Here is a 25647-nt window from a genome sequence, read left to right as displayed (position 1 = left end):
TTGTTGTGAATATTGAGTTGCAAATATGTCGGTGTTTGCTGGTGATTTGAACAATATGAGATAAAGCCCTCATGACGAGGGCGTAACATTACTCAGCAATAAACTGATATTCCGTCAGGCTGGAATACTCTTCGCCAGGACGCAGGAAGCAGTCCGGTTGCGGCCATTCAGGGTGGTTCGGGCTGTCCGGTAGAAACTCGCTTTCCAGAGCCAGCCCTTGCCAGTCGGCGTAAGGTTCGGTTCCCCGCGACGGTGTGCCGCCGAGGAAGTTGCCGGAGTAGAATTGCAGAGCCGGAGCGGTGGTGTAGACCTTCAGCTGCAATTTTTCATCTGCTGACCAGACATGCGCCGCCACTTTCTTGCCATCGCCTTTGGCCTGTAACAAGAATGCGTGATCGTAACCTTTCACTTTGCGCTGATCGTCGTCGGCAAGAAACTCACTGGCGATGATTTTGGCGCTGCGGAAATCAAAAGACGTTCCGGCGACAGATTTCAGGCCGTCGTGCGGAATGCCGCCTTCATCAACCGGCAGATATTCGTCCGCCAGAATCTGCAACTTGTGATTGCGCACGTCAGACTGCTCGCCGTCAAGATTGAAATAGACGTGATTAGTCATATTCACCGGGCAAGGTTTATCAACTGTGGCGCGATAAGTAATGGAGATACGGTTATCGTCGGTCAGACGATATTGCACCGTCGCGCCGAGATTACCCGGGAAGCCCTGATCACCATCATCTGAACTCAGGGCAAACAGCACCTGACGATCGTTCTGGTTCACAATCTGCCAGCGACGTTTGTCGAACCCTTCCGGCCCGCCGTGCAGCTGGTTAACGCCCTGACTTGGCGAAAGCGTCACGGTTTCACCGTCAAAGGTATAACGGCTATTGGCGATACGGTTGGCATAACGACCAATAGAGGCCCCCAGAAACGCGGCCTGATCCTGATAGCATTCCGGGCTGGCACAGCCGAGCAGCGCCTCGCGGACGCTGCCATCGGAAAGCGGAATACGGGCGGAAAGTAAAGTCGCACCCCAGTCCATCAGCGTGACTACCATCCCTGCGTTGTTACGCAAAGTTAACAGTCGGTACGGCTGACCATCGGGTGCCAGTGCGGGAGTTTCGTTCAGCACTGTCCTGCTCCTTGTGATGGTTTACAAACGTAAAAAGTCTCTTTAATACCTGTTTTTGCTTCATATTGTTCAGCGACAGCTTGCTGTACGGCAGGCACCAGCTCTTCCGGGATCAGCGCGACGATACAGCCGCCAAATCCGCCGCCGGTCATGCGTACGCCACCTTTGTCGCCAATCACAGCTTTGACGATTTCTACCAGAGTGTCAATTTGCGGCACGGTGATTTCGAAATCATCGCGCATAGAGGCATGAGACTCCGCCATCAACTCGCCCATACGTTTCAGGTCGCCTTGCTCCAGCGCGCTGGCAGCTTCAACGGTGCGGGCGTTTTCAGTCAGTATATGACGCACGCGTTTTGCCACGATCGGGTCCAGTTCATGCGCAACAGCGTTGAACTCTTCAATGGTGACATCACGCAGGGCTGGCTGCTGGAAGAAACGCGCACCGGTTTCGCACTGTTCACGACGGGTGTTGTATTCGCTGCCAACCAGGGTACGTTTGAAGTTACTGTTGATGATGACGACAGCCACACCTTTGGGCATGGAAACTGCTTTGGTCCCCAGTGAGCGGCAATCGATCAGCAAGGCATGATCTTTCTTGCCGAGCGCGGAAATTAGCTGATCCATGATCCCGCAGTTACAGCCTACAAACTGGTTTTCTGCTTCCTGACCGTTAAGCGCGATTTGTGCGCCGTCCAGCGGCAGATGATAAAGCTGCTGCAATACGGTTCCGACCGCGACTTCCAGTGAAGCGGAAGAACTTAACCCGGCACCCTGCGGCACATTGCCGCTGATCACCATGTCCACGCCGCCGAAGCTGTTGTTACGCAGTTGCAGATGTTTCACCACGCCACGAACGTAGTTAGCCCATTGATAGTTTTCATGTGCGACAATGGGCGCATCGAGGGAAAACTCGTCGAGCTGATTTTCATAATCGGCTGCCATCACGCGAACTTTACGGTCATCGCGTGGTGCACAACTGATCACGGTTTGATAATCAATCGCGCAGGGCAGAACGAAACCGTCGTTGTAGTCGGTGTGTTCACCAATCAAATTCACGCGGCCAGGCGCCTGAATGGTGTGAGTGGCAGGGTAGCCAAATGCGTTGGCAAACAGAGATTGTGTTTTTTCTTTCAGACTCATTTCTTACACTCCGGATTCGCGAAAATGGATATCGCTGACTGCGCGCAAACGCTCTGCTGCCTGTTCTGCGGTCAGGTCTCGCTGGGTCTCTGCCAGCATTTCATAACCAACCATAAATTTACGTACGGTGGCGGAGCGCAGCAGAGGCGGATAAAAGTGCGCGTGCAGCTGCCAGTGTTGATTCTCTTCGCCATTAAATGGCGCGCCGTGCCAGCCCATAGAGTAGGGGAAGGAGCACTGGAAGAGGTTGTCATAACGACTGGTCAGCTTTTTCAACGCCAGCGCCAGATCGCTGTGCTGGGCGTCGGTCAAATCGGTGATCCGTAAAACGTGGGCTTTGGGCAGCAGTAGCGTTTCGAACGGCCAGGCAGCCCAGTAAGGCACGACGGCTAACCAGTGTTCGGTTTCGACAACGGTACGGCTACCGTCTGCCAGCTCGCGCTGAACATAATCCACCAGCATTGGTGATTTCTGTTCGGCAAAATATTCTTTTTGCAGGCGGTCTTCGCGCTCAGCTTCGTTAGGCAGGAAGCTATTTGCCCAAATCTGACCGTGCGGATGCGGGTTAGAGCAGCCCATCGCCGCGCCTTTGTTTTCAAAAACCTGCACCCATGGGTACGTTTTCCCCAGTTCTGCGGTTTGCTCCTGCCAGGTTTTGACGATTTCCGTCAATGCTGCAACGCTGAGCTCTGGCAGCGTTTTACTGTGATCCGGTGAAAAGCAGATCACCCGGCTGGTGCCGCGCGCGCTCTGGCAACGCATCAGCGGATCGTGACTTTCTGGCGCATCTGGCGTGTCAGACATCAAAGCCGCAAAGTCATTAGTGAAAACGTAAGTCCCGGTGTAATCGGGGTTTTTATCGCCTGTCACCCGCACATTACCTGCGCAGAGGAAGCAATCTGGATCGTGCGCAGGTAACACCTGTTTGGCTGGCGTTTCCTGCGCCCCCTGCCAGGGGCGCTTAGCGCGGTGCGGTGAAACCAGAATCCATTGCCCGGTGAGCGGGTTGTAGCGGCGATGTGGATGATCAACGGGATTAAATTGCGTCATGGTCGTTCCTTAATCGGGATATCCCTGTGGATGGCGTGACTGCCAGTGCCAGGTGTCCTGCGCCATTTCATCGAGTGTGCGCGTTACGCGCCAGTTCAGTTCACGGTCGGCTTTGCTGGCGTCCGCCCAGTAGGCCGGAAGGTCGCCCTCGCGACGCGGTGCAAAATGATAATTAACCGGTTTGCCGCAGGCTTTGCTGAAGGCATTAACCACGTCCAGCACGCTGTTGCCTACGCCAGCGCCGAGGTTGTAGATGTGTACGCCTGGCTTGTTCGCCAGTTTTTCCATCGCCACGACGTGACCGTCCGCCAGATCCATTACGTGGATGTAATCGCGTACGCCAGTACCATCTTCGGTCGGATAATCGTTACCAAAAATCGCCAGCGAGTCGCGACGGCCTACAGCAACCTGGGCGATGTATGGCATCAGGTTATTCGGAATGCCTTGCGGATCTTCGCCCATATCGCCCGACGGATGCGCGCCAACCGGGTTGAAGTAGCGCAGCAGGGCAATGCTCCAGTCCGGCTGGGCTTTTTGCAGATCGGTGAGGATCTGTTCCACCATCAGCTTGCTTTTGCCGTAAGGGCTTTGCGGTGTGCCGGTCGGGAAGCTTTCAACGTATGGAATTTTGGGCTGATCGCCATAAACGGTGGCGGAGGAGCTAAAAATAAAGTTTTTGACGTTAGCGGCGCGCATGGCGCTAATCAGGCGCAGAGTGCCGTTGACATTGTTGTCGTAATATTCCAGCGGTTTTTGTACCGATTCGCCCACGGCTTTCAGCCCGGCGAAGTGGATCACGGTGTCGATAGCGTGATCGTGCAGGATCTCGGTCATCAACGCTTCGTTACGAATATCGCCTTCAACAAACGTTGGATGTTTGCCGCCTAAACGCTCGATAACAGGCAGTACGCTGCGCTTACTGTTACAGAGGTTATCAAGAATGATGACATCATGACCGTTTTGCAGTAATTGCACACAGGTATGACTTCCAATGTAACCGCTACCACCGGTAACCAGAACTCTCATAATTCGCTCCATTAGGCTTATGGTATGAAATAACCATAGCATAACAAAGATGCGAAAAGTGTGACATGGAATAAATTAGTGGAATCGTTTACACAAGAATTTAGCCGTTTTTTATGCGCGATTAAGTGATTATAAAACAGAGGGTTTATGAATGATTGCGCTTTTTATCTGAAAAAAGACGCGGTTTCATGCCTGCATGCGTCGAACCGTTGGCCGGAGAGGGCGCTAAGGCCGCCTCCGGCAAGGTCAGCACTACCGACTCAATATATTTTTGTCAGCACATAGCGATAGAGTCCACCGTCCGGCACGAACTCAAGACGATGGGTAATACAGGCAGGCGCATCTTCAGCGTGGTGCGAAACAAACAACAATTGCGTTTCACCTTCGCTAATCAGCACATCAACAAAACGGCGGATAAGCTGGCGATTCAGCGGATCAAGCCCCTGTAGTGGTTCATCGAGAATAAGCAACGTCGGATGTTTCACCAGTGCGCGGACAATCAGCGCCAGACGCTGCTGTCCCCAGGAAAGACTATGGAACGGAGCGTCAGCCGTGCGTTTATCAATGCCGAGAATATCCAGCCACTGCTGCACCAGTTTTTGCTGGCGATCCGAAACGGCCTGATAAATGCCAATCGAATCAAAATAGCCAGAAAGAATCACATTACGCACGGTAGTGCTGACCCGGTAATCCAGATGCAAACTACTGCTGACGTAACCGATATGCTTTTTGATATCCCAGATGGTTTCGCCGCTGCCGCGACGTCGTCCGAAAAGCGTCAAATCGTTGCTGTAACCTTGCGGATGATCGCCAGTAACCAGGCTTAATAACGTCGATTTTCCTGCACCATTTGGCCCGACAATTTGCCAGTGTTCGCCTGGATTCACCTGCCAGCTAAGGTTATTAAGAATGGGGCGATCGTTATAAGAAACCACGCCATTGTTCAGCACAATGCGCGGTTCGTTGGCGGGTAAGGCGTGACGTGCTGAAGGTTCATCCGGCTCCGGCAGTTGCACACCTTCAAGCTGTTCACTATGCGCCAGTTGCGCGACGAGTGCTTGTTGGAGCAGTTCCTCTTTAGCGCCAGTTTCCGCTAACGTGCAATCCGCCAGCACGCCAGCAAACTGGACAAACTCCGGGATCTCATCGAAGCGATTGAGCACCAGTACCAGAGTAATACCGGACTGATGTAACGAGGCGAGTCGCTCAGCCAGCTGCTGACGTGAGGCAACATCCAGGCCATCGAACGGCTCATCAAGAATCAACAAGTCAGGCTCCGACATCAGCGCCTGACACAGCAGGGTTTTTCGCGTCTCGCCAGTGGAAAGGTATTTAAAGCGTCGGTCGAGGAGGGCGGTAATACCGAACTGCTGCGCCAGTTGCATGCAACGCGGTGCATCCTTTACTTCATCCTGAATGATCTCAGCCGTAGTGCGTCCGGTGTCATCTTCGCCAGGGCCGAGCATATCGGTGTTATTCCGCTGCCATTCGTCGCTGACGAGTTTTTGCAATTGCTCGAAGGAGAGACGAGTGATGTGGGAAAACTGGCTTTGCCGTTCACCTTTCAAAAGCGGAAGTTCCCCCGCCAGCGCGCGGGCCAGGGCCGATTTCCCGCTTCCATTCGAACCGACAAACGCCCAACTATCACCCGCGTTTAACGTTAGCTGAGGCAATTGCAGCGTTTTTGTGTCGCTAAGACGAAACGTGCCTTGCAAAATTTGCAACGATGACATTTTATATCCCACTTTGTGCAGCGATTACTGACAGGGATACGTGTTTCATAACAAATTGTCAACACGCTTAGCACAGCGTGGCGATAATCACGCTGTCGGCATTAAAGTAGGCCGTGACATTCTGTCCTTGCTGAAGAGAAGTCGCTTCATTTACCGGCACTGTGGCGCACAGTGTTTGCCCGTCGGGTAGCGCCATTAATACTTCGCACTGCTCTGCGCCGCGCTCAATATGACTAATAATACCCGGTAATTGGTTGTCAGCGTTTTGCGCGACCGCCTCGTCCTGAGTAATACCTACCCACGGCGCTTTTAGCAATATCAACACTTCTTTGCCTTCATCCAGCCCCAGACGCGCGCCGCTTTGTGCGGTAATTGCGACTTTCAGGCGTGTTTTTCCGTCAGCCAGTAAGACATCAACATGCTGTTGAACGTCATCATGATCGCGGGCGGTGATGGTACCGAACCACTGGTTACGGGCGCTGGTTTGCAGTGAAAAACGTGAGATCGCGGCCAGCAGGCTGTTCAGCGGCAGGGCGTCATCGTCACTTAACACATCAAAGGCTTTTTGCTGGATTTGCGCCAGTAAGTCATAGAGCTGAATCAGTCGCTGACCATAGCGGGTCAGTACTGCGCCGCCGCCACCTTTACCGCCTGTTGCGCGCTCGACCAGAATATGCTCACTTAACTGATTCATCTCGTTAATGGCATCCCAGGCGCTTTTATAGCTAATACCGGCATCTTTCGCTCCCTGGCTAATGGAACCGGAAAGCGCAATGTGTTTTAGTAGCGAAATGCGGCGCGGGTCGGCGAATAATTTTTGTTGGAGCTTAAGGGTGAGAAGGATTTCGGCCTGCATAACAATGTCCTGGCAAAAGTCTTATTGTGACGGAAAACGAACGCCACGCAAAGCTGACCGCACAAAAGGGGAGTGCTTTTCTGTGCTTAGCGGTTAGAATAGTCTCATGACTATATCTGGAGTTGACCATGTTAGAGTTATTAAAAAGTCTGGTATTCGCCGTAATCATGGTACCTGTCGTGATGGCCATCATCCTGGGTCTGATTTACGGTCTTGGTGAAGTATTCAACATCTTTTCTGGTGTTGGTAAAAAAGACCAGCCCGGACAAAATCATTGATTCCCTGAATGCCCGCTTAGTCGGGCATTTTCTTTTTCTCAACTTCCTGCTTTTCCTGCCGATATTTTTTCTTATCTACCTCACAAAGGTTAGCAATAACTGCTGGGAAAATTCCGAGTTAGTCGTTATATTGTCGCCTACATAACGTTACATTAAGGGGTTACCAATGGCTCGTAAATGGTTGAACTTGTTTGCCGGGGCGGCACTCTCTTTCGCTGTTGCTGGCAATGCACTGGCAGATGAAGGGAAAATCACGGTGTTCGCCGCCGCATCACTGACTAACGCAATGCAGGACATTGCTACGCAGTTTAAAAAAGAGAAAGGCGTGGATGTGGTTTCTTCTTTCGCTTCGTCATCTACTCTCGCCCGTCAGATTGAAGCGGGTGCGCCTGCGGATCTGTTTATTTCTGCCGATCAGAAATGGATGGATTATGCGGTTGATAAAAAAGCGATCGATACAGCTACGCGTCAGACACTGCTCGGCAATAGCCTGGTCGTTGTAGCACCGAAAGCCAGCGTGCAGAAAGATTTCACCATCGACAGCAAAACCAACTGGACTTCACTGCTGAATGGCGGTCGCCTGGCGGTTGGCGATCCGGAACATGTTCCCGCTGGCATTTATGCAAAAGAAGCACTGCAAAAACTGGGCGCATGGGATACGCTCTCTCCGAAACTGGCCCCAGCGGAAGATGTTCGTGGGGCGCTGGCGCTGGTCGAACGTAACGAAGCGCCTCTGGGCATTGTCTACGGTTCTGACGCAGTTGCCAGCAAAGGGGTAAAAGTGGTTGCCACCTTCCCGGAAGATTCACATAAAAAAGTGGAATATCCGGTTGCTGTTGTGGAAGGGCATAACAATGCGACAGTGAAAGCATTTTATGATTATCTGAAGGGACCGCAGGCAGCGGAAATCTTTAAACGTTACGGATTTACAATCAAGTAATGATACTGACCGATCCAGAATGGCAGGCAGTTTTATTAAGCCTGAAAGTTTCTTCCCTGGCTGTGCTGTTTAGCCTGCCGTTTGGGATCTTTTTTGCCTGGTTACTGGTGCGTTGCACGTTTCCGGGCAAAGCTCTGCTCGACAGCGTACTGCATCTACCGCTGGTGTTACCGCCCGTGGTCGTCGGTTACTTATTATTAGTTTCGATGGGACGGCGCGGATTTATCGGTGAACGTCTGTATGACTGGTTTGGTATTACCTTCGCCTTTAGCTGGCGCGGCGCGGTTCTCGCTGCCGCCGTCATGTCGTTTCCGCTGATGGTGCGGGCAATTCGTCTGGCGCTGGAAGGGGTTGATGTCAAACTGGAACAGGCCGCAAGAACACTGGGGGCCGGGCGCTGGCGCGTTTTCTTTACTATCACGTTACCGCTGACCTTACCGGGAATTATTGTTGGTACGGTACTGGCTTTTGCTCGTTCTCTCGGTGAGTTTGGTGCAACCATCACCTTTGTGTCGAACATTCCTGGTGAAACGCGAACCATTCCTTCTGCCATGTATACCCTGATCCAGACCCCCGGCGGGGAAAGTGGAGCGGCGAGACTGTGCATTATTTCTATTGCGCTGGCGATGATCTCCCTGTTGATTTCAGAATGGCTGGCCAGAATCAGCCGTGAACGGGCGGGGCGCTAATCATGCTGGAACTGAATTTTTCCCAGACGTTGGGCAACCATTGCCTGACTATTAATGAAACGCTGCCCGCCAATGGCATCACTGCTATCTTTGGCGTCTCCGGTGCCGGAAAAACTTCGCTGATTAACGCCATCAGTGGACTGACGCGCCCGCAAAAAGGGCGGATTGTCCTCAATGGGCGGGTACTAAATGATGCCGAAAAAGGTATCTGCCTGACGCCGGAAAAGCGTCGCGTTGGCTATGTTTTTCAGGATGCGCGGCTGTTCCCGCATTACAAAGTGCGTGGCAATCTGCGCTACGGCATGTCGAAAAGTATGGTCGATCAGTTCGATAAGCTGGTGGCGCTTTTAGGCATTGAACCGTTGCTTGACCGTTTACCAGGCAGCCTGTCCGGAGGCGAAAAACAGCGCGTGGCGATTGGTCGGGCTTTGCTGACAGCACCGGAATTGCTGTTGCTGGATGAACCGCTGGCGTCACTGGATATTCCGCGTAAACGCGAACTGTTGCCTTATCTGCAACGGCTGACACGGGAAATCAACATTCCGATGTTGTATGTCAGCCATTCGCTGGATGAGATCCTCCATCTGGCAGACAGAGTGATGGTACTGGAAAACGGTCAGGTGAAAGCCTTTGGCGCGCTGGAGGAAGTGTGGGGCAGTAGCGTGATGAATCCGTGGCTGCCGAAAGAGCAACAAAGTAGCATTCTGAAAGTGACGGTGCTTGAGCATCATCCGCATTACGCGATGACCGCGCTGGCGCTGGGCGATCAGCATTTGTGGGTCAATAAGCTGGACGAACCGCTGCAAGCTGCGCTACGTATCCGCATTCAGGCTTCCGATGTTTCTCTGGTTTTACAACCGCCGCAGCAAACCAGCATTCGTAACGTATTGCGGGCAAAAGTTGTTAATAGTTATGACGACAACGGCCAGGTGGAAGTGGAACTGGAAGTCGGCGGTAAAACGCTGTGGGCGCGTATCAGCCCGTGGGCCAGGGATGAACTGGCGATCAAACCTGGCCTGTGGCTGTACGCGCAAATTAAAAGTGTGTCGATAACCGCCTGATTAAATCAGGTGGCTATAAATGAACTGGGCAATGCTGTCGGTGGTGTTATCACCAATCACAATGTTGGCGCGCGCTTTTACCGCGTCATCGGCGTTGCCCATCGCCACGCCTGTACCAGCGGCTTCCAGCATACTGATATCATTAAAGTTATCGCCGAATGCCACGACGTTTTCCATCGACCAACCTTGCGCCTCAACCCATTTCGTCAAACGTTTACCTTTGCTGTTGCCGCCGCGTGCAATATCAACCTGATCGTGCCAGGACCATTCACACTCCAGTCCCAGTTCATGTTCGACATGCTTACCAAAATGCTGCAATTGCGGCAGGTCATCGTGCGTCAGGGCGAACTTCCATACGGCGTTAACTTGTTGCGCCGTTTCAGCCAGAGAAGCGACTTGTGTGAAAGTCGGACGCTGTTCCGGCGGCAGGGTTTGCGCCCAGTTAGATGTGCGAATGACATGCCCGGTCGGGTGCTCATAGACCATTGCATCATCGACATACATCAGACCGTGAATGTGGTGTTCATTCAGCATCTCAATGAGTTGCAGGGCTTTAATAACGGGCATTGGGTCCGCTTCCAGCACGGTTTTTGCATGATAATCATACAAATAGGTGCCATTACAGCAAATAGCAGGTGTATCCAGCGCCAGCGCCTGATAAAAAGGATGAATAGCGACGTGATGGCGACCTGTGACGATGATTAATTGATAGCCTGCTTCGCGAGCGCGGGCCAGGGCTTCTATCGATGAAGGAAGCAGGGTCTTTTTCGGGGTCAATAAGGTGCCGTCTAAGTCGAGAGCAATCACGCGTGTGGTCATGGCGTATTCCAGATTAAGGTTAAGAATTTTCGTCTGCGCGAATGGTACACCGATACCACTATCGGACAAAATTCTGCGTTTTAATTCAGCATTCACCGCCAAAAGCGACTAATTTTAGCTGTTACAGTCAGTTGCTAAATGCAAAGGAGCATTCATGAAGCAAACAGTTTATATCGCCAGCCCTGAGAGCCAGCAAATTCACGTCTGGAATCTGAATCATGAAGGCGCACTGACGCTGACACAGGTTGTCGATGTGCCGGGGCAGGTGCAGCCGATGGTGGTCAGCCCGGACAAACGTTATCTCTATGTTGGTGTTCGCCCTGAGTTTCGCGTCCTGGCGTATCGTATCGCCCCGGACGATGGCGCACTGACCTTTGCCGCAGAGTCTGCGCTGCCGGGTAGTCCGACGCATATTTCCACCGATCACCAGGGGCAGTTTGTCTTTGTAGGTTCTTACAATGCGGGTAACGTGAGCGTAACGCGTCTGGAAGATGGCCTGCCAGTGGGCGTCGTCGATGTGGTCGAGGGGCTGGACGGTTGCCATTCCGCCAATATCTCACCGGACAACCGTACGCTGTGGGTTCCGGCATTAAAGCAGGATCGCATTTGCCTGTTTACGGTCAGCGATGATGGTCATCTCGTGGCGCAGGACCCTGCGGAAGTGACCACCGTTGAAGGGGCCGGCCCGCGTCATATGGTATTCCATCCAAACGAACAATATGCGTATTGCGTCAATGAGTTAAACAGCTCAGTGGATGTCTGGGAACTGAAAGATCCGCACGGTAATATCGAATGTGTCCAGACGCTGGATATGATGCCGGAAAACTTCTCCGACACCCGTTGGGCGGCTGATATTCATATCACCCCGGATGGTCGCCATTTATACGCCTGCGACCGTACCGCCAGCCTGATTACCGTTTTCAGCGTTTCGGAAGATGGCAGCGTGTTGAGTAAAGAAGGCTTCCAGCCAACGGAAACCCAGCCGCGCGGCTTCAATGTTGATCACAGCGGCAAGTATCTGATTGCCGCCGGGCAAAAATCTCACCACATCTCGGTATACGAAATTGTTGGCGAGCAGGGGCTACTGCATGAAAAAGGCCGCTATGCGGTCGGGCAGGGACCAATGTGGGTGGTGGTTAACGCACACTAACCGCTGATTTACCCGGCGCAGTCTCTCCTGCGCCGGTGTATTAACCTATCTCCTGTAACGCGTGTCTCTGGCGTTCGACGATATTGGTCCACAAATTGTCTTTATCGTCAGTCCATAAATTAATCAGCAAGGCAAAAAAGCGTTCTGCTGCTGGAGAAAGTACGGCATCTTTACGGCGAATTATTCCCAATGTTCGACGTATAACGGGTTCCACCAATGGGATACCAATAATCGAAGAATAGGGCGCATGAGGCATTGCCAGGCCAGGAAGCGCCGAAATCCCCAGTCCCGCCTCCACCAGTCCTAATGACGTCGAAAGATGACGCACTTCGTAAAACCAGTCCAGCTTCCAGGGCTTGTCGGCCAGCTGTTGTTCTATCAACAGTCGGTTGCCGCTGGAGGAGCGTACGCCAATCATTTTGTAACCCACTAACTCCTGCCATTCTACAAGCTGCTTTTTGGCCAATGGATGGTCACGCCGACAGGCCAGCACGAACGGCTCGTTGACCAGTGGGGTAAAATCAATGGATGAATTTGTGACGTTGTTCATGTTTATGCCAAAGTCTGATTCGTTACACAGCACCGATTCCATGCAATTATTCGTGCCTTGTTCCAGAATCCGCACTTTAATATTGGGATACAGCTCATTAAATTTACCGATTGCCAGCGGTAAAAAATAAAATACTGCGGTCGGAATACACGCTAACGTCACCATACCACGATGATAAGCATTCATATCACGAATATTAAAAAGCGTTTCATCGAATTTCTTTATTAATTCCCGCGCCTCCGGGAGCAACCTTTTTCCTGCTTTTGTTAACGTAACCTTGCGAGTTGTACGCTCAAATAGTTGAATATGTAAATCTTCCTCCATCTTTTTTATTCTTCGCGTTAATGCAGGTTGCGTAATATTGAGTAATTTAGCGGCATTGTTAAACGAACTGGACTCTGCCAGTATGACAAATGCCTTCATACTTGATAATTCATGCTTCATTATTACTCCGGAAAATGGAAGCGACGATTTTGGGTGGCTGGCCGTTAAAAATTTTAACTGCATTTAGCCAACTTAAATTAATGAAAAAATGTTATTAATCGTTGAGCTAAAGTCATTAGAGATGCTTTGCCCTTAATGTAACCATATCGCAATAAGTTATGTTTTTAAATTGAGGGCATTATTATGAAAAAAATACCCTGCGTGATGATGCGAGGTGGAACCTCGAGGGGCGCGTTCCTGTTAGCGGAACATTTACCCGAAGATCAAACGCAGCGCGATAAAATATTGATGGCAATTATGGGTTCCGGTAACGATCTGGAAATTGACGGTATTGGCGGCGGTAATCCACTGACCAGTAAAGTCGCCATTATTAGCCGTTCCAGCGATCCGCGTGCTGATGTCGATTATCTGTTTGCGCAGGTAATCGTTCATGAGCAACGTGTCGATACCACGCCTAACTGCGGCAATATGCTGTCTGGTGTTGGGGCATTCGCCATTGAAAATGGTTTGATTGCAGCGACTTCGCCAGTTACTCGCGTACGTATCCGCAACGTCAATACGGGTACGTTCATCGAAGCTGATGTGCAAACGCCAAATGGTGTTGTCGAGTACGAGGGTAGCGCCAGAATTGACGGCGTACCGGGTACTGCCGCACCGGTTGCGCTCACTTTCCTGAATGCCGCTGGAACCAAAACCGGAAAAGTTTTCCCGACTGATAATCAGATTGATTATTTTGACGATGTCCCGGTGACCTGTATCGATATGGCGATGCCAGTCGTCATTATTCCGGCTGAATATCTGGGAAAAACAGGTTATGAATTACCGGCGGAACTGGATGCCGACAAAGCATTATTAGCCCGCATTGAATCTATCCGTCTACAAGCGGGTAAAGCAATGGGCTTAGGTGATGTCAGTAATATGGTTATCCCTAAACCTGTGCTTATTTCTCCAGCGCAGAAAGGCGGGGCAATTAATGTGCGTTATTTTATGCCGCATTCTTGCCATCGCGCGCTGGCGATAACCGGTGCTATTGCTATTTCCAGTAGTTGTGCATTGGAAGGCACCGTCACCCGACAAATCGTCCCTTCTGTAGGATACGGCAATATCAATATTGAACACCCCAGTGGTGCGCTCGACGTTCATTTAAGTAATGAAGGTCAGGATGCCACGACGTTACGCGCATCTGTTATTCGGACGACCAGAAAAATATTTTCCGGTGAAGTTTATCTTCCCTGAAAAAATTCGTTGTCAGGATAAGGACAATCAATAAAGGACTTCTGTATGAGTCATACAGAAAGAACAGGATTTTAAATGAATAAGAAATCGTTATGGAAGCTAATTCTGATATTAGCGATCCCATGTATTATTGGTTTTATGCCAGCTCCGGCAGGATTAAGCGAACTGGCGTGGGTGCTTTTTGGTATTTACCTGGCGGCCATTGTGGGGCTGGTTATCAAGCCTTTCCCGGAACCTGTCGTACTGTTAATTGCCGTTGCTGCCTCAATGGTGGTGGTCGGTAACTTATCCGACGGTGCGTTTAAAACCACCGCCGTATTAAGCGGTTACTCTTCAGGTACCACCTGGCTGGTGTTCTCGGCGTTTACCTTAAGCGCCGCATTTGTGACCACCGGTTTAGGTAAACGTATTGCCTATCTGCTGATTGGTAAAATCGGTAACACCACGCTGGGTCTGGGTTACGTTACGGTATTCCTCGATCTGGTACTGGCTCCGGCAACACCGTCTAACACCGCGCGTGCGGGCGGCATTGTGTTACCGATCATCAACAGCGTGGCGGTGGCTTTGGGGTCCGAACCGGAAAAAAGTCCGCGTCGTGTCGGACATTACCTGATGATGTCCATTTACATGGTCACCAAAACCACCAGCTATATGTTCTTTACCGCAATGGCGGGGAACATTCTGGCGCTGAAAATGATCAACGACATTCTGCACCTGCAAATTAGCTGGGGTGGATGGGCGCTGGCAGCCGGATTGCCGGGCATCATTATGCTGCTGGTCACCCCGCTGGTGATTTACACCATGTATCCACCAGAAATTAAGAAGGTGGATAACAAAACCATCGCTAAAGCGGGCCTTGCCGAACTAGGACCGATGAAAATCCGCGAAAAAATGCTGCTCGGTGTCTTTGTGCTGGCGCTGCTGGGCTGGATTTTCAGTAAGTCTCTGGGGGTTGATGAATCCACCGTGGCAATCGTTGTTATGGCAACCATGCTGCTGCTGGGTATCGTTACCTGGGAAGACGTGGTTAAAAATAAAGGCGGCTGGAATACCTTAATCTGGTACGGCGGTATTATCGGCTTAAGCTCCTTATTATCGAAAGTTAAATTCTTCGAATGGTTAGCTGAAGTCTTTAAAAATAACCTGGCATTTGATGGTCACGGTAACGTTGCTTTCTTCGTTATTATTTTCCTCAGCATTATCGTGCGTTATTTCTTCGCTTCCGGTAGTGCCTATATCGTTGCTATGTTACCGGTATTTGCCATGCTGGCGAACGTCTCCGGCGCACCGTTAATGTTAACCGCGCTGGCACTGTTGTTCTCCAACTCCTATGGCGGCATGGTTACTCACTATGGCGGCGCGGCAGGTCCGGTCATCTTTGGCGTGGGTTATAACGATATTAAATCCTGGTGGTTGGTCGGTGCGGTACTGACGATATTAACCTTCCTGGTGCATATCACCCTCGGCGTGTGGTGGTGGAATATGCTGATCGGCTGGAACATGCTGTAAATATTCTCGTCATACTTCAAGTTGCATGTGCTGCGTCTGCGTTCGCTCACCCCAGTCACTTACTTATGTAAGCTCCTGGGGATTCACTCGCTTGTCGCCTTCCTGCAACTCGAATTATTTAGAGTATATCCATTTATTATCTTTCTGCGCACTTCACGGTGCGCAGATATCTGGAGCATTTGATGATCAAGTTATCTGAAAAAGGCGTGTTTCTCGCCAGTAATAACGAAATAATTGCCGAAGAACATTTCACCGGCGAAATTAAAAAAGAAGAAGCCAAAAAAGGCACTATTGCCTGGTCTATTCTCTCTTCGCATAATACGTCCGGAAATATGGATAAACTTAAAATTAAGTTTGATTCATTAGCCTCTCACGATATTACCTTTGTTGGTATTGTACAGACCGCTAAAGCGTCCGGTATGGAACGTTTCCCGCTGCCGTATGTGCTGACCAACTGCCATAACTCACTCTGCGCCGTCGGCGGCACTATTAACGGTGATGACCATGTTTTTGGTTTATCGGCGGCCCAGCGTTATGGCGGTATTTTTGTGCCTCCGCATATTGCGGTCATCCATCAATATATGCGTGAGATGATGGCAGGCGGCGGCAAAATGATCCTCGGGTCAGACAGCCACACCCGTTACGGTGCATTAGGGACAATGGCAGTCGGTGAGGGCGGCGGTGAGTTGGTAAAACAGCTGCTTAATGACACCTGGGATATCGACTATCCGGGCGTGGTTGCGGTGCATCTGACCGGAAAACCTGCGCCGTATGTGGGGCCACAGGATGTGGCGCTGGCTATCATTGGCGCGGTGTTCAAAAACGGTTACGTCAAAAACAAAGTCATGGAGTTCGTTGGACCGGGCGTTAGCGCGCTCTCTACCGATTTCCGTAACAGCGTTGACGTGATGACCACTGAAACGACCTGTTTAAGTTCTGTCTGGCAAACCGATGAAGAAGTCCATAACTGGCTGGCGCTGCACGGTCGCGGCCAGGATTACTGCCAGCTTAACCCTCAACCGATGGCGTACTACGATGGCTGCATCAGCGTTGATTTAAGCGCCATCAAACCAATGATTGCGCTGCCGTTCCACCCGAGCAACGTGTATGAAATCGACACACTGAACCAGAACCTGACCGACATTCTGCGTGAGATTGAAATTGAGTCCGAACGCGTGGCGCACGGTAAAGCCAAACTCTCGCTGCTGGATAAAGTGGAAAATGGTCGCCTGAAAGTGCAGCAGGGGATTATCGCGGGCTGTTCTGGCGGTAACTACGAAAACGTCATCGCGGCGGCGAATGCACTGCGCGGTCAATCCTGTGGCAATGACACCTTCTCGCTGGCAGTTTACCCGTCATCACAGCCGGTGTTTATGGATCTCGCCAAAAAAGGTGTGGTAGCAGATTTGATTGGCGCAGGCGCAATCATCAGAACCGCGTTCTGCGGCCCATGCTTTGGCGCGGGCGATACGCCAATCAACAACGGTTTGAGTATTCGCCACACCACGCGTAACTTCCCGAACCGCGAAGGCTCTAAGCCAGCTAATGGGCAGATGTCAGCGGTGGCGTTGATGGACGCTCGTTCTATCGCTGCGACTGCGGCAAACGGTGGCTATTTAACCTCTGCCAGCGAACTTGATTGCTGGGACAACGTGCCGGAGTACGCCTTCGATGTAACGCCGTATAAAAACCGTGTTTATCAGGGCTTTGTGAAAGGGGCAACTCAGCAACCGCTGATTTACGGGCCGAACATTAAAGACTGGCCGGAATTGGGTGCGCTGACTGACAATATCGTCCTGAAAGTGTGCTCGAAGATCCTCGACGAAGTGACCACCACCGACGAACTGATTCCTTCCGGTGAAACCTCTTCTTATCGTTCAAATCCGATTGGTCTGGCGGAGTTTACCCTGTCTCGCCGCGATCCCGGTTATGTTAGCAGAAGTAAAGCGACTGCTGAGCTGGAAAATCAGCGTCTGGCGGGGAATGTCAGCGAGCTGACAGAGGTGTTTGCGCGCATTAAGCAGATTGCTGGTCAGGAGCATATTGATCCGCTGCAAACTGAAATTGGCAGCATGGTCTATGCGGTGAAACCAGGCGATGGTTCTGCGCGTGAACAGGCGGCGAGCTGCCAGCGTGTGATTGGCGGTCTGGCGAATATTGCCGAGGAGTACGCGACTAAACGCTATCGTTCTAACGTCATCAACTGGGGGATGTTACCGCTGCAAATGGCGGAAGTACCAACCTTTGAAGTGGGGGATTACATTTACATCCCTGGCATTAAAGCGGCGCTGGATAATCCGGGTACGACGTTTAAAGGTTATGTGATCCATGAAGATGCGCCGGTAACGGAAATTACGCTCTATATGGAAAGTCTGACTGCTGAAGAGCGCGAGATTATCAAGGCGGGTAGTTTGATTAACTTCAATAAAAACCGTCAGATGTAAAAAGCGCCATGTGAATGTAGGTCGCATTCGGCACTTATTGTCGGATGCGATGCTTGCGCATCTTATCCGACCTACGAATCGCATCGAATCTGTAGGCCAGATAAGGCATTTTCGCAGCATCCGGCACTTATTGTCGGATGCGATGCTTGCGCATCTTATCCGACCTACAAATCGCATCGAACCGTAGGCCGGATAAGGCGTTTACGCCGCATCCGGCAAATAGTTAATTGCTCTTACTTCTTCGCCTCTGCAACCACTTTACTACCCACGCCGCGGTTATTGTATTCCCACATGCGGTTGTAGTTAGTGTCATTCAGATTGCGCTGTATTTCGTCGTTATCATCTACGCTGCCGGTATTACCCGCAAACGGACGATTAGAGATCACCGCATCGGCCCACGGTTTAGCCGTGTTAAAACCTTCGTTGATGGCGCTATCACGGATCACCACCTGACCGTTGGTATTGGCATCAACATCCAGCGAGCGGCCCAGTTGCGCCACACCATCACCGAAAGCATTGAAACGGCTGTTTACGGCGAGGAAACCGTAGTAAATGTTGGACAGCGTAGCCGGTGCAAACACATACGCTTCTTGCTGAGTACGTGAGTTCACCACGCGGAATTCGGTGTTATCGAACACCACTGCGCCGCGACCAGAAACGATATCCACATCCCCTTCAATGTAGCTGTTGGTCACCAGCGTACGCGGCTGACGATTCGTTTCCAGACGGTTCTGCACACCGCTGTTGGTGACAAAGAAGGTGTTCTGACGACCGAGAATGTTAACGTTGTTAATCTGTACCTGGTCACCATCAGTACGCAGTGCCACCGCCGGATGGTTACCTGCATCTACGCTATCGCCCAGCGTGTTTTCGATGGTCAGATTTTGCAGTTGCAGGCCATTGTTTTGTGACCAGAAGACCGCAGAGCAGAGAACACCGATACTGTCGCTGCGTTTGCTCTGGCAGCTATCGTACATATACCACGCTGGTTTACCTGGCATATATTTGCCGCGCGGGTTGACGTCGTGACGCCAGTCGGCAGGGCTCATGCCACCATCAAGGGAAAGCCCAATCTTCACATCAATCGGTTTTTCACCTGTACCGTACAGAGTAATTCCACCCGGAGCGGCAGGGACATATACCGTTCCCTGATACTCACCAGGCATCACGGCAATATACTGGCGCTTGTTGGTACGCTTGATAATTGCCGCATCTACCGCCGCCTGAATCGTGGTATGCGTTACACCTTGAGTGCCCGCCGGGCCGACAACAAAGTCAGGTTGCGCAGGCAGGGTAATCGGGGAAGGATTCCACGCTGCAGCACCTGGTGTCAGGGATGCAAAATAGTGTTGAGCATCGAAATTCTGCGCTTCTTTTGCCGACAGAATCGGGCGAGAAGAGGTACCAGGCGCGGTTTGATCAGAAGGACGTTGATCGGGCGGGGTTGAGCTACAGGCGGTCAGCGTTACGCCAAAAGCCAATGCCAGCGCCAGACGGGAAACTGAAAATGTGTTCACAGGTTGCTCCGGGCTATGAAATAGAAAAATGAATCCGTTGAAGCCTGCTTTTTTATACTAACTTGAGCGAAACGGGAAGGTAAAAAGACAAAAAGTTGTTTTTAATACCTTTAAGTGATACCAGATGGCATTGCGCCATCTGGCAGAGTGATTAACTAAACATCGCAGTAATCGAGGCGCTTGCCAGAGAGTGGAAATGAACGTTAAACCCGACCATCGCGCCGCTGGCACCTTCATCGACATCAATACGTTCTATATCCAGCGCGTGAACGGTAAAAATGTAGCGATGAGTTTCGCCTTTCGGCGGTGCTGCGCCATCGTACCCGGTTTTACCAAAGTCGGTACGCGTCTGCAAAACGCCGTCTGGCATTGCTACCAGACCAGAGCCAAACCCTTGCGGTAATACGCGGGTATCAGCGGGTAAGTTAACAACTACCCAGTGCCACCAGCCGGAGCCGGTTGGCGCATCCGGGTCGTAGCAGGTGACAACAAAACTTTTCGTTCCCGCAGGAACATCATCCCACGCCAGATGCGGTGAAATATTATCGCCATCGTAACCCATGCCGTTAAAGACATGACGATGCGGCAATTTATCGCCATCGCGCAGATCGTTACTGATGAGTTTCATGAACCCTCCTTTCTTGTTTGCAGAAAGTGTAGCCAGAAACCCTCACGCGGACTTCTCGTTATTGGCAAAAAAATGTTTCATCCTGTACCGCGCGGTTAACCGCTGCGGTCAGACGCTGCAACTGTTGCGGGAGAATAATATAGGGCGGCATCAGGTAAATCAGTTTGCCAAAAGGCCGGATCCAGACACCCTGTTCGACAAAGAATTTTTGCAGCGCCGCCATATTCACCGGATGAGTGGTTTCGACCACGCCAATGGCCCCCAGTACGCGCACATCGGCAACCATTTCGGCATCACGGGCGGGGGCAAGTTGCTCGCGCAGCTGTACTTCAATATCCGCCACCTGTTGCTGCCAGTCGCCAGATTCGAGAATCGCCAGGCTGGCGTTTGCTGCCGCGCAGGCCAGCGGATTGCCCATAAAAGTTGGCCCATGCATAAAGCAACCGGCTTCACCGTTACTGATGGTTTCTGCAACCTCGCGCGTGGTGAGTGTGGCGGAAAGGGTCATTGTGCCGCCGGTTAAGGCTTTACCGAGGCACAAAATGTCCGGCGCGATTTCTGCATGTTCACAGGCAAACAGTTTCCCGGTACGACCAAATCCAGTGGCGATCTCGTCGGCAATCAGCAAGATACCTTCGCGATCGCATATTTTGCGGATTCGTTTTAACCATTCCGGATGGTACATGCGCATCCCGCCTGCGCCCTGGACAATCGGCTCAATGATCACCGCCGCGATTTCATGACGATGCGCCGCCATCAGGCGGGCAAAGCCCACCATATCGCGCTCATCCCATTCGCCATCCATGCGGCTTTGCGGGGCGGGAGCAAACAGGTTTTCTGGCAGGTAGCCTTTCCACAGACTGTGCATTGAGTTATCCGGATCGCACACCGACATCGCGCCAAAGGTATCGCCATGATAACCATTGCGGAAGGTCAGAAAACGCTGGCGCGCTTCGCCTTTGGCTTGCCAGTACTGCAACGCCATTTTCATCGCCACTTCCACCGCTACGGAACCGGAGTCCGCGAGAAAAACGCACTCCAGCGGTTGCGGCGTCATCGCCACCAGTTTGCGGCACAGCTCAATGGCTGGCGCATGGGTGATACCGCCAAACATCACATGCGACATGGCATCAATTTGCGACTTCATCGCCGCATTAAGCTGCGGGTGATTGTAGCCGTGGATCGCCGCCCACCAGGACGACATACCGTCAACCAGGCGTCTGCCGTCAGACAAAATCAGCTCGCAACCTTCGGCGCTCACCACCGGATAAACCGGCAGAGGGGAGGTCATGGATGTGTATGGGTGCCAGATATGGCGTTGGTCAAAGGCAAGATCGTCCGTTGTCATAATCGACTTGTAAACCAAATTGAAAAGATTTAGGTTTACAAGTCTACACCGAATTAACAACAAAAAACACGTTTTGGAGAAGCCCCATGGCTCACCGCCCACGCTGGACATTGTCGCAAGTCACAGAATTATTTGAAAAACCGTTGCTGGATCTGCTGTTTGAAGCGCAGCAGGTGCATCGCCAGCATTTCGATCCTCGTCAGGTGCAGGTCAGCACGTTGCTGTCGATTAAGACCGGAGCTTGTCCGGAAGATTGCAAATACTGCCCGCAAAGCTCGCGCTACAAAACCGGGCTGGAAGCCGAGCGGTTGATGGAAGTTGAACAGGTGCTGGAGTCGGCGCGCAAAGCGAAAGCGGCAGGATCGACGCGCTTCTGTATGGGCGCGGCGTGGAAGAATCCCCACGAACGCGATATGCCGTACCTGGAACAAATGGTGCAGGGGGTAAAAGCGATGGGGCTGGAGGCGTGTATGACGCTGGGCACGTTGAGTGAATCTCAGGCGCAGCGCCTCGCGAACGCCGGGCTGGATTACTACAACCACAACCTGGACACCTCGCCGGAGTTTTACGGCAATATCATCACCACACGCACTTATCAGGAACGCCTCGATACGCTGGAAAAAGTGCGCGATGCCGGGATCAAAGTCTGTTCTGGCGGCATTGTGGGCTTAGGCGAAACGGTAAAAGATCGCGCCGGATTATTGCTGCAACTGGCAAACCTGCCGACGCCGCCGGAAAGCGTGCCAATCAACATGCTGGTGAAGGTGAAAGGCACGCCGCTTGCCGATAACGATGATGTCGATGCCTTTGATTTTATTCGCACCATTGCGGTCGCGCGGATCATGATGCCAACCTCTTACGTGCGCCTTTCTGCCGGACGCGAGCAGATGAACGAACAGACTCAGGCGATGTGCTTTATGGCAGGCGCAAACTCGATTTTCTACGGTTGCAAACTGCTGACCACGCCGAATCCGGAAGAAGATAAAGACCTGCAACTGTTCCGCAAACTGGGGCTAAATCCGCAGCAAACTGCCGTGCTGGCAGGGGATAACGAACAACAGCAACGTCTTGAACAGGCGCTGATGACCCCGGACACCGACGAATATTACAACGCGGCAGCATTATGAGCTGGCAGGAGAAAATCAACGCGGCGCTCGATGCGCGGCGTGCTGCCGATGCCCTGCGTCGCCGTTATCCGGTGGCGCAAGGAGCCGGACGCTGGCTGGTGGCGGATGATCGCCAGTATCTGAACTTTTCCAGTAACGATTATTTAGGTTTAAGCCATCATCCGCAAATTATCCGTGCCTGGCAGCAGGGGGCGGAGCAATTTGGCATCGGTAGCGGCGGCTCCGGTCACGTCAGCGGTTATAGCGTGGTGCATCAGGCACTGGAAGAAGAGCTGGCCGAGTGGCTTGGCTATTCGCGGGCACTGCTGTTTATCTCTGGTTTCGCCGCTAATCAGGCAGTTATTGCCGCGATGATGGCGAAAGAGGACCGTATTGCTGCCGACCGGCTTAGCCATGCCTCATTGCTGGAAGCTGCCAGTTTAAGCCCGTCGCAGCTTCGCCGTTTTGCTCATAACGATGTCACTCATTTGGCGCGATTGCTTGCTTCCCCCTGTCCGGGGCAGCAAATGGTGGTGACAGAAGGCGTGTTCAGCATGGACGGCGATAGTGCGCCACTGGCGGAAATCCAGCAGGTAACGCAACAGCACAATGGCTGGTTGATGGTTGATGATGCCCACGGCACGGGCGTTATCGGGGAGCAGGGGCGCGGCAGCTGCTGGCTGCAAAAGGTAAAACCAGAATTGCTGGTAGTGACTTTTGGCAAAGGATTTGGCGTCAGCGGGGCAGCGGTGCTTTGCTCCAGTACGGTGGCGGATTATCTGCTGCAATTCGCCCGCCACCTTATCTACAGCACCAGTATGCCGCCCGCTCAGGCGCAGGCATTACGTGCGTCGCTGGCGGTCATTCGCAGTGATGAGGGTGATGCACGGCGCGAAAAACTGGCGGCACTCATTACGCGTTTTCGTGCCGGAGTACAGGATTTGCCGTTTACGCTTGCTGATTCATGCAGCGCCATCCAGCCATTGATTGTCGGTGATAACAGCCGTGCGTTACAACTGGCAGAAAAACTGCGCCAGCAAGGCTGCTGGGTCACGGCGATTCGCCCGCCAACCGTACCCGCTGGTACTGCGCGACTGCGCTTAACGCTAACCGCTGCGCATGAAATGCAGGATATCGACCGTCTGCTGGAGGTGCTGCATGGCAACGGTTAATAAACAAGCCATTGCAGCGGCATTTGGTCGGGCAGCCGCACACTATGAGCAACATGCAGATCTACAGCGCCAGAGTGCTGACGCCTTACTGGCAATGCTTCCACAGCGTAAATACACCCACGTACTGGACGCGGGTTGTGGACCTGGCTGGATGAGCCGCCACTGGCGGGAACGTCACGCGCAGGTGACGGCCTTAGATCTCTCGCCGCCAATGCTTGTTCAGGCACGCCAGAAGGATGCCGCAGACCATTATCTGGCGGGAGATATCGAATCCCTGCCGTTAGCGACTGCGACGTTCGATCTTGCATGGAGCAATCTCGCAGTGCAGTGGTGCGGTAATTTATCCACGGCACTCCGCGAGCTGTATCGGGTGGTGCGCCCCAAAGGCGTGGTCGCGTTTACCACGCTGGTGCAGGGATCGTTACCCGAACTGCATCAGGCGTGGCAGGCGGTGGACGAGCGTCCGCATGCTAATCGCTTTTTACCGCCAGATGAAATCGAACAGTCGCTGAACGGCGTGCATTATCAACATCATATTCAGCCCATCACGCTGTGGTTTGATGATGCGCTCAGTGCCATGCGTTCGCTGAAAGGCATCGGTGCCACGCATCTTCATGAAGGGCGCGACCCGCGAATATTAACGCGTTCGCAGTTGCAGCGATTGCAACTGGCCTGGCCGCAACAGCAGGGGCGATATCCTCTGACGTATCATCTTTTTTTGGGAGTGATTGCTCGTGAGTAAACGTTATTTTGTCACCGGAACGGATACCGAAGTGGGGAAAACTGTCGCCAGTTGTGCACTTTTACAAGCCGCAAAGGCAGCAGGCTACCGGACGGCAGGTTATAAACCGGTCGCCTCTGGCAGCGAAAAGACCCCGGAAGGTTTACGCAATAGCGACGCGCTGGCGTTACAGCGCAACAGCAGCCTGCAGCTGGATTACGCAACAGTAAATCCTTACACCTTCGCAGAACCCACTTCGCCGCACATCATCAGCGCGCAAGAGGGCAGACCGATAGAATCATTGGTAATGAGCGCCGGATTACGCGCGCTTGAACAACAGGCTGACTGGGTGTTAGTGGAAGGTGCTGGCGGCTGGTTTACGCCGCTTTCTGACACTTTCACTTTTGCAGATTGGGTAACACAGGAACAACTGCCGGTGATACTGGTAGTTGGTGTGAAACTCGGCTGTATTAATCACGCGATGTTGACTGCACAGGTAATACAACACGCCGGACTGACTCTGGCGGGTTGGGTGGCGAACGATGTTACGCCTCCGGGAAAACGTCACGCTGAATATATGACCACGCTCACCCGCATGATTCCCGCGCCGCTGCTGGGAGAGATCCCCTGGCTTGCAGAAAATCCAGAAAATGCGGCAACCGGAAAGTACATAAACCTTGCCTTGTTGTAGCCATTCTGTATTTGGTTAAATTGCGAGCGAGATCGCGTCTTCGATTGACTGCAATTTAACCAATTAAATTCTAAAATAATCACGAAAAAAATTTTACTTCCGCCTCATGCGGCGAATGTGGGAATTGCCCAGGCGGCGGGGGATAGGGGCTGGAGACAGTTATCCACTATTCCTGTGGATAACCATGTGTATTAGAGTTAGAAAACACGAGGCAAGCGAGAGAATACGCGGCTTGCACGCGAATTGGCGTTAAAGACGGCTCAAAGAAATATCTTTTATTTTTTAACTGGTTAGATAAATGCAATGGCAGTCACTGAACAGGCATCTCTTGCCATAAAACTGTCATCACTCATCTTGACAAATGTTAAAAAAGCCGTTGCTTTGGGGATAACCCGGTAAGGCCGGAGT

The 25647-nt window shown here is 52.1% G+C and carries 23 protein-coding genes; 12 read left to right on the top strand and 11 right to left on the bottom strand.

The genetic code is table 11. The features are described 5' to 3' along the window. Positions 1–88: 88 nt before the first annotated feature. The 6 genes from galM to modE form a co-directional block, all read right to left on the bottom strand. Positions 89–1129, bottom strand: a complete 1041-nt coding sequence (gene galM / locus K0778_RS03645) for a galactose-1-epimerase (RefSeq protein WP_000931389.1) — start codon at positions 1127–1129, stop codon at positions 89–91. Beyond that, the gene (gene galK / locus K0778_RS03640) at positions 1123–2271 is read right to left on the bottom strand and encodes a galactokinase (protein ID WP_000053415.1); all 1149 of its coding nucleotides are present in this window, start codon (positions 2269–2271) and stop codon (positions 1123–1125) included. The genes galM and galK overlap by 7 nt, the downstream gene beginning before the upstream one ends. Before the next feature lie 3 nt (positions 2272–2274). Next, entirely contained in the window at positions 2275–3321 is a 1047-nt protein-coding gene (gene galT, locus K0778_RS03635; RefSeq protein WP_000191496.1) for a galactose-1-phosphate uridylyltransferase, read from the bottom strand. Between the two features lie 9 nt (positions 3322–3330). After that, positions 3331–4347, bottom strand: coding sequence for a UDP-glucose 4-epimerase GalE (galE, locus tag K0778_RS03630; RefSeq protein WP_001265438.1), 1017 nt, complete (start codon positions 4345–4347; stop codon positions 3331–3333). 260 nt (positions 4348–4607) lie between these two features. Next, positions 4608–6080, bottom strand: coding sequence for a molybdate ABC transporter ATP-binding protein ModF (gene modF, locus K0778_RS03625; RefSeq protein WP_000096869.1), 1473 nt, complete (start codon positions 6078–6080; stop codon positions 4608–4610). Positions 6081–6147: 67 nt separating this feature from the next. After that, positions 6148–6936 (bottom strand): molybdenum-dependent transcriptional regulator, encoded by a 789-nt coding sequence (gene modE / locus K0778_RS03620; RefSeq protein ID WP_001147439.1) that lies wholly within the window; start codon positions 6934–6936, stop codon positions 6148–6150. A 128-nt stretch (positions 6937–7064) separates the two neighbouring features. On the opposite strand from modE, the gene acrZ reads away from it, so the two are divergent. From acrZ to modC, 4 genes are all read left to right on the top strand, one after another. Beyond that, positions 7065–7214, top strand: coding sequence for a multidrug efflux pump accessory protein AcrZ (gene acrZ / locus K0778_RS03615; RefSeq protein WP_000891515.1), 150 nt, complete (start codon positions 7065–7067; stop codon positions 7212–7214). Between the two features lie 166 nt (positions 7215–7380). Further along, positions 7381–8154, top strand: a complete 774-nt coding sequence (modA, locus tag K0778_RS03610) for a molybdate ABC transporter substrate-binding protein (protein WP_000101984.1) — start codon at positions 7381–7383, stop codon at positions 8152–8154. Then, the gene (gene modB / locus K0778_RS03605) at positions 8154–8843 is read left to right on the top strand and encodes a molybdate ABC transporter permease subunit (protein ID WP_000604034.1); all 690 of its coding nucleotides are present in this window, start codon (positions 8154–8156) and stop codon (positions 8841–8843) included. The genes modA and modB overlap by 1 nt, the downstream gene beginning before the upstream one ends. Positions 8844–8845: 2 nt before the next feature. Then, positions 8846–9904 carry a molybdenum ABC transporter ATP-binding protein ModC gene (gene modC / locus K0778_RS03600; protein ID WP_000891692.1) on the top strand — a complete coding sequence of 353 codons (1059 nt, stop codon included), beginning with the start codon at positions 8846–8848 and terminating at the stop codon, positions 9902–9904. On the opposite strand, the gene ybhA is transcribed toward modC, so the two are convergent. Continuing rightward, on the bottom strand, positions 9905–10723 hold the full coding sequence (gene ybhA, locus K0778_RS03595) for a bifunctional pyridoxal phosphate/fructose-1,6-bisphosphate phosphatase (RefSeq protein ID WP_001300666.1): 819 nt from the start codon (positions 10721–10723) through the stop codon (positions 9905–9907). It lies immediately after the preceding gene. Positions 10724–10877: 154 nt separating this feature from the next. Here ybhA and pgl point away from each other — a divergent pair, with 154 nt between their 5' ends. Beyond that, positions 10878–11873: a 6-phosphogluconolactonase gene (gene pgl / locus K0778_RS03590; protein WP_000815435.1), complete on the top strand. Its 996-nt coding sequence runs from the start codon at positions 10878–10880 to the stop codon at positions 11871–11873. Positions 11874–11913: 40 nt separating this feature from the next. Here pgl and K0778_RS03585 read toward each other — a convergent pair whose 3' ends face one another. Beyond that, complete coding sequence (locus K0778_RS03585) at positions 11914–12867, bottom strand: LysR family transcriptional regulator (RefSeq protein WP_000679972.1); 954 nt, start codon at positions 12865–12867, stop codon at positions 11914–11916. Positions 12868–13050: 183 nt separating this feature from the next. Between K0778_RS03585 and K0778_RS03580 the strand changes: the two genes are divergently transcribed. The 3 genes from K0778_RS03580 to K0778_RS03570 all read left to right on the top strand — a co-directional run bounded on the left by K0778_RS03580 (position 13051) and on the right by K0778_RS03570 (position 18056). Then, positions 13051–14103 carry a 4-oxalomesaconate tautomerase gene (locus K0778_RS03580; RefSeq protein WP_000723652.1) on the top strand — a complete coding sequence of 351 codons (1053 nt, stop codon included), beginning with the start codon at positions 13051–13053 and terminating at the stop codon, positions 14101–14103. A gap of 75 nt (positions 14104–14178) precedes the next feature. Then, positions 14179–15612, top strand: coding sequence for an anion permease (locus K0778_RS03575; protein ID WP_001036475.1), 1434 nt, complete (start codon positions 14179–14181; stop codon positions 15610–15612). Positions 15613–15794: 182 nt separating this feature from the next. Continuing rightward, positions 15795–18056: a hydratase gene (locus tag K0778_RS03570; protein ID WP_000593938.1), complete on the top strand. Its 2262-nt coding sequence runs from the start codon at positions 15795–15797 to the stop codon at positions 18054–18056. Between the two features lie 233 nt (positions 18057–18289). Here the strand turns inward: K0778_RS03570 and K0778_RS03565 are convergent, their stop codons facing one another. The 3 genes from K0778_RS03565 to bioA form a co-directional block, all read right to left on the bottom strand. Then, the gene (locus tag K0778_RS03565; RefSeq protein WP_001091569.1) at positions 18290–19573 is read right to left on the bottom strand and encodes a putative acyl-CoA thioester hydrolase; all 1284 of its coding nucleotides are present in this window, start codon (positions 19571–19573) and stop codon (positions 18290–18292) included. A gap of 151 nt (positions 19574–19724) precedes the next feature. Then, positions 19725–20201: a kinase inhibitor gene (locus K0778_RS03560; RefSeq protein WP_000767389.1), complete on the bottom strand. Its 477-nt coding sequence runs from the start codon at positions 20199–20201 to the stop codon at positions 19725–19727. Positions 20202–20259: 58 nt separating this feature from the next. Continuing rightward, positions 20260–21549: an adenosylmethionine--8-amino-7-oxononanoate transaminase gene (gene bioA / locus K0778_RS03555; protein WP_001295303.1), complete on the bottom strand. Its 1290-nt coding sequence runs from the start codon at positions 21547–21549 to the stop codon at positions 20260–20262. Positions 21550–21635: 86 nt separating this feature from the next. On the opposite strand from bioA, the gene bioB reads away from it, so the two are divergent. From bioB to bioD, 4 genes are read left to right on the top strand one after another with little or no spacing between them, the layout of a single operon-like run. Continuing rightward, on the top strand, positions 21636–22676 hold the full coding sequence (gene bioB / locus K0778_RS03550) for a biotin synthase BioB (RefSeq protein WP_000951213.1): 1041 nt from the start codon (positions 21636–21638) through the stop codon (positions 22674–22676). After that, on the top strand, positions 22673–23827 hold the full coding sequence (gene bioF / locus K0778_RS03545; protein WP_000118826.1) for an 8-amino-7-oxononanoate synthase: 1155 nt from the start codon (positions 22673–22675) through the stop codon (positions 23825–23827). The genes bioB and bioF overlap by 4 nt, the downstream gene beginning before the upstream one ends. Then, positions 23814–24569, top strand: coding sequence for a malonyl-ACP O-methyltransferase BioC (bioC, locus tag K0778_RS03540; RefSeq protein WP_000246761.1), 756 nt, complete (start codon positions 23814–23816; stop codon positions 24567–24569). The genes bioF and bioC overlap by 14 nt, the downstream gene beginning before the upstream one ends. Then, complete coding sequence (gene bioD / locus K0778_RS03535) at positions 24562–25239, top strand: dethiobiotin synthase (RefSeq protein WP_000044843.1); 678 nt, start codon at positions 24562–24564, stop codon at positions 25237–25239. Before bioC ends, bioD begins: the two co-directional genes overlap by 8 nt. Positions 25240–25647: the final 408 nt, after the last annotated feature.

The sequence above is a fragment of the Escherichia sp. XD33 genome (genome assembly GCF_019375075.1).
GTDB lineage: Bacteria > Pseudomonadota > Gammaproteobacteria > Enterobacterales > Enterobacteriaceae > Enterobacter > Enterobacter flexneri_A.
The sequence above is the reverse complement of the archived record's forward strand: the minus strand, read 5'-3'. Positions and strand labels throughout refer to the sequence as shown.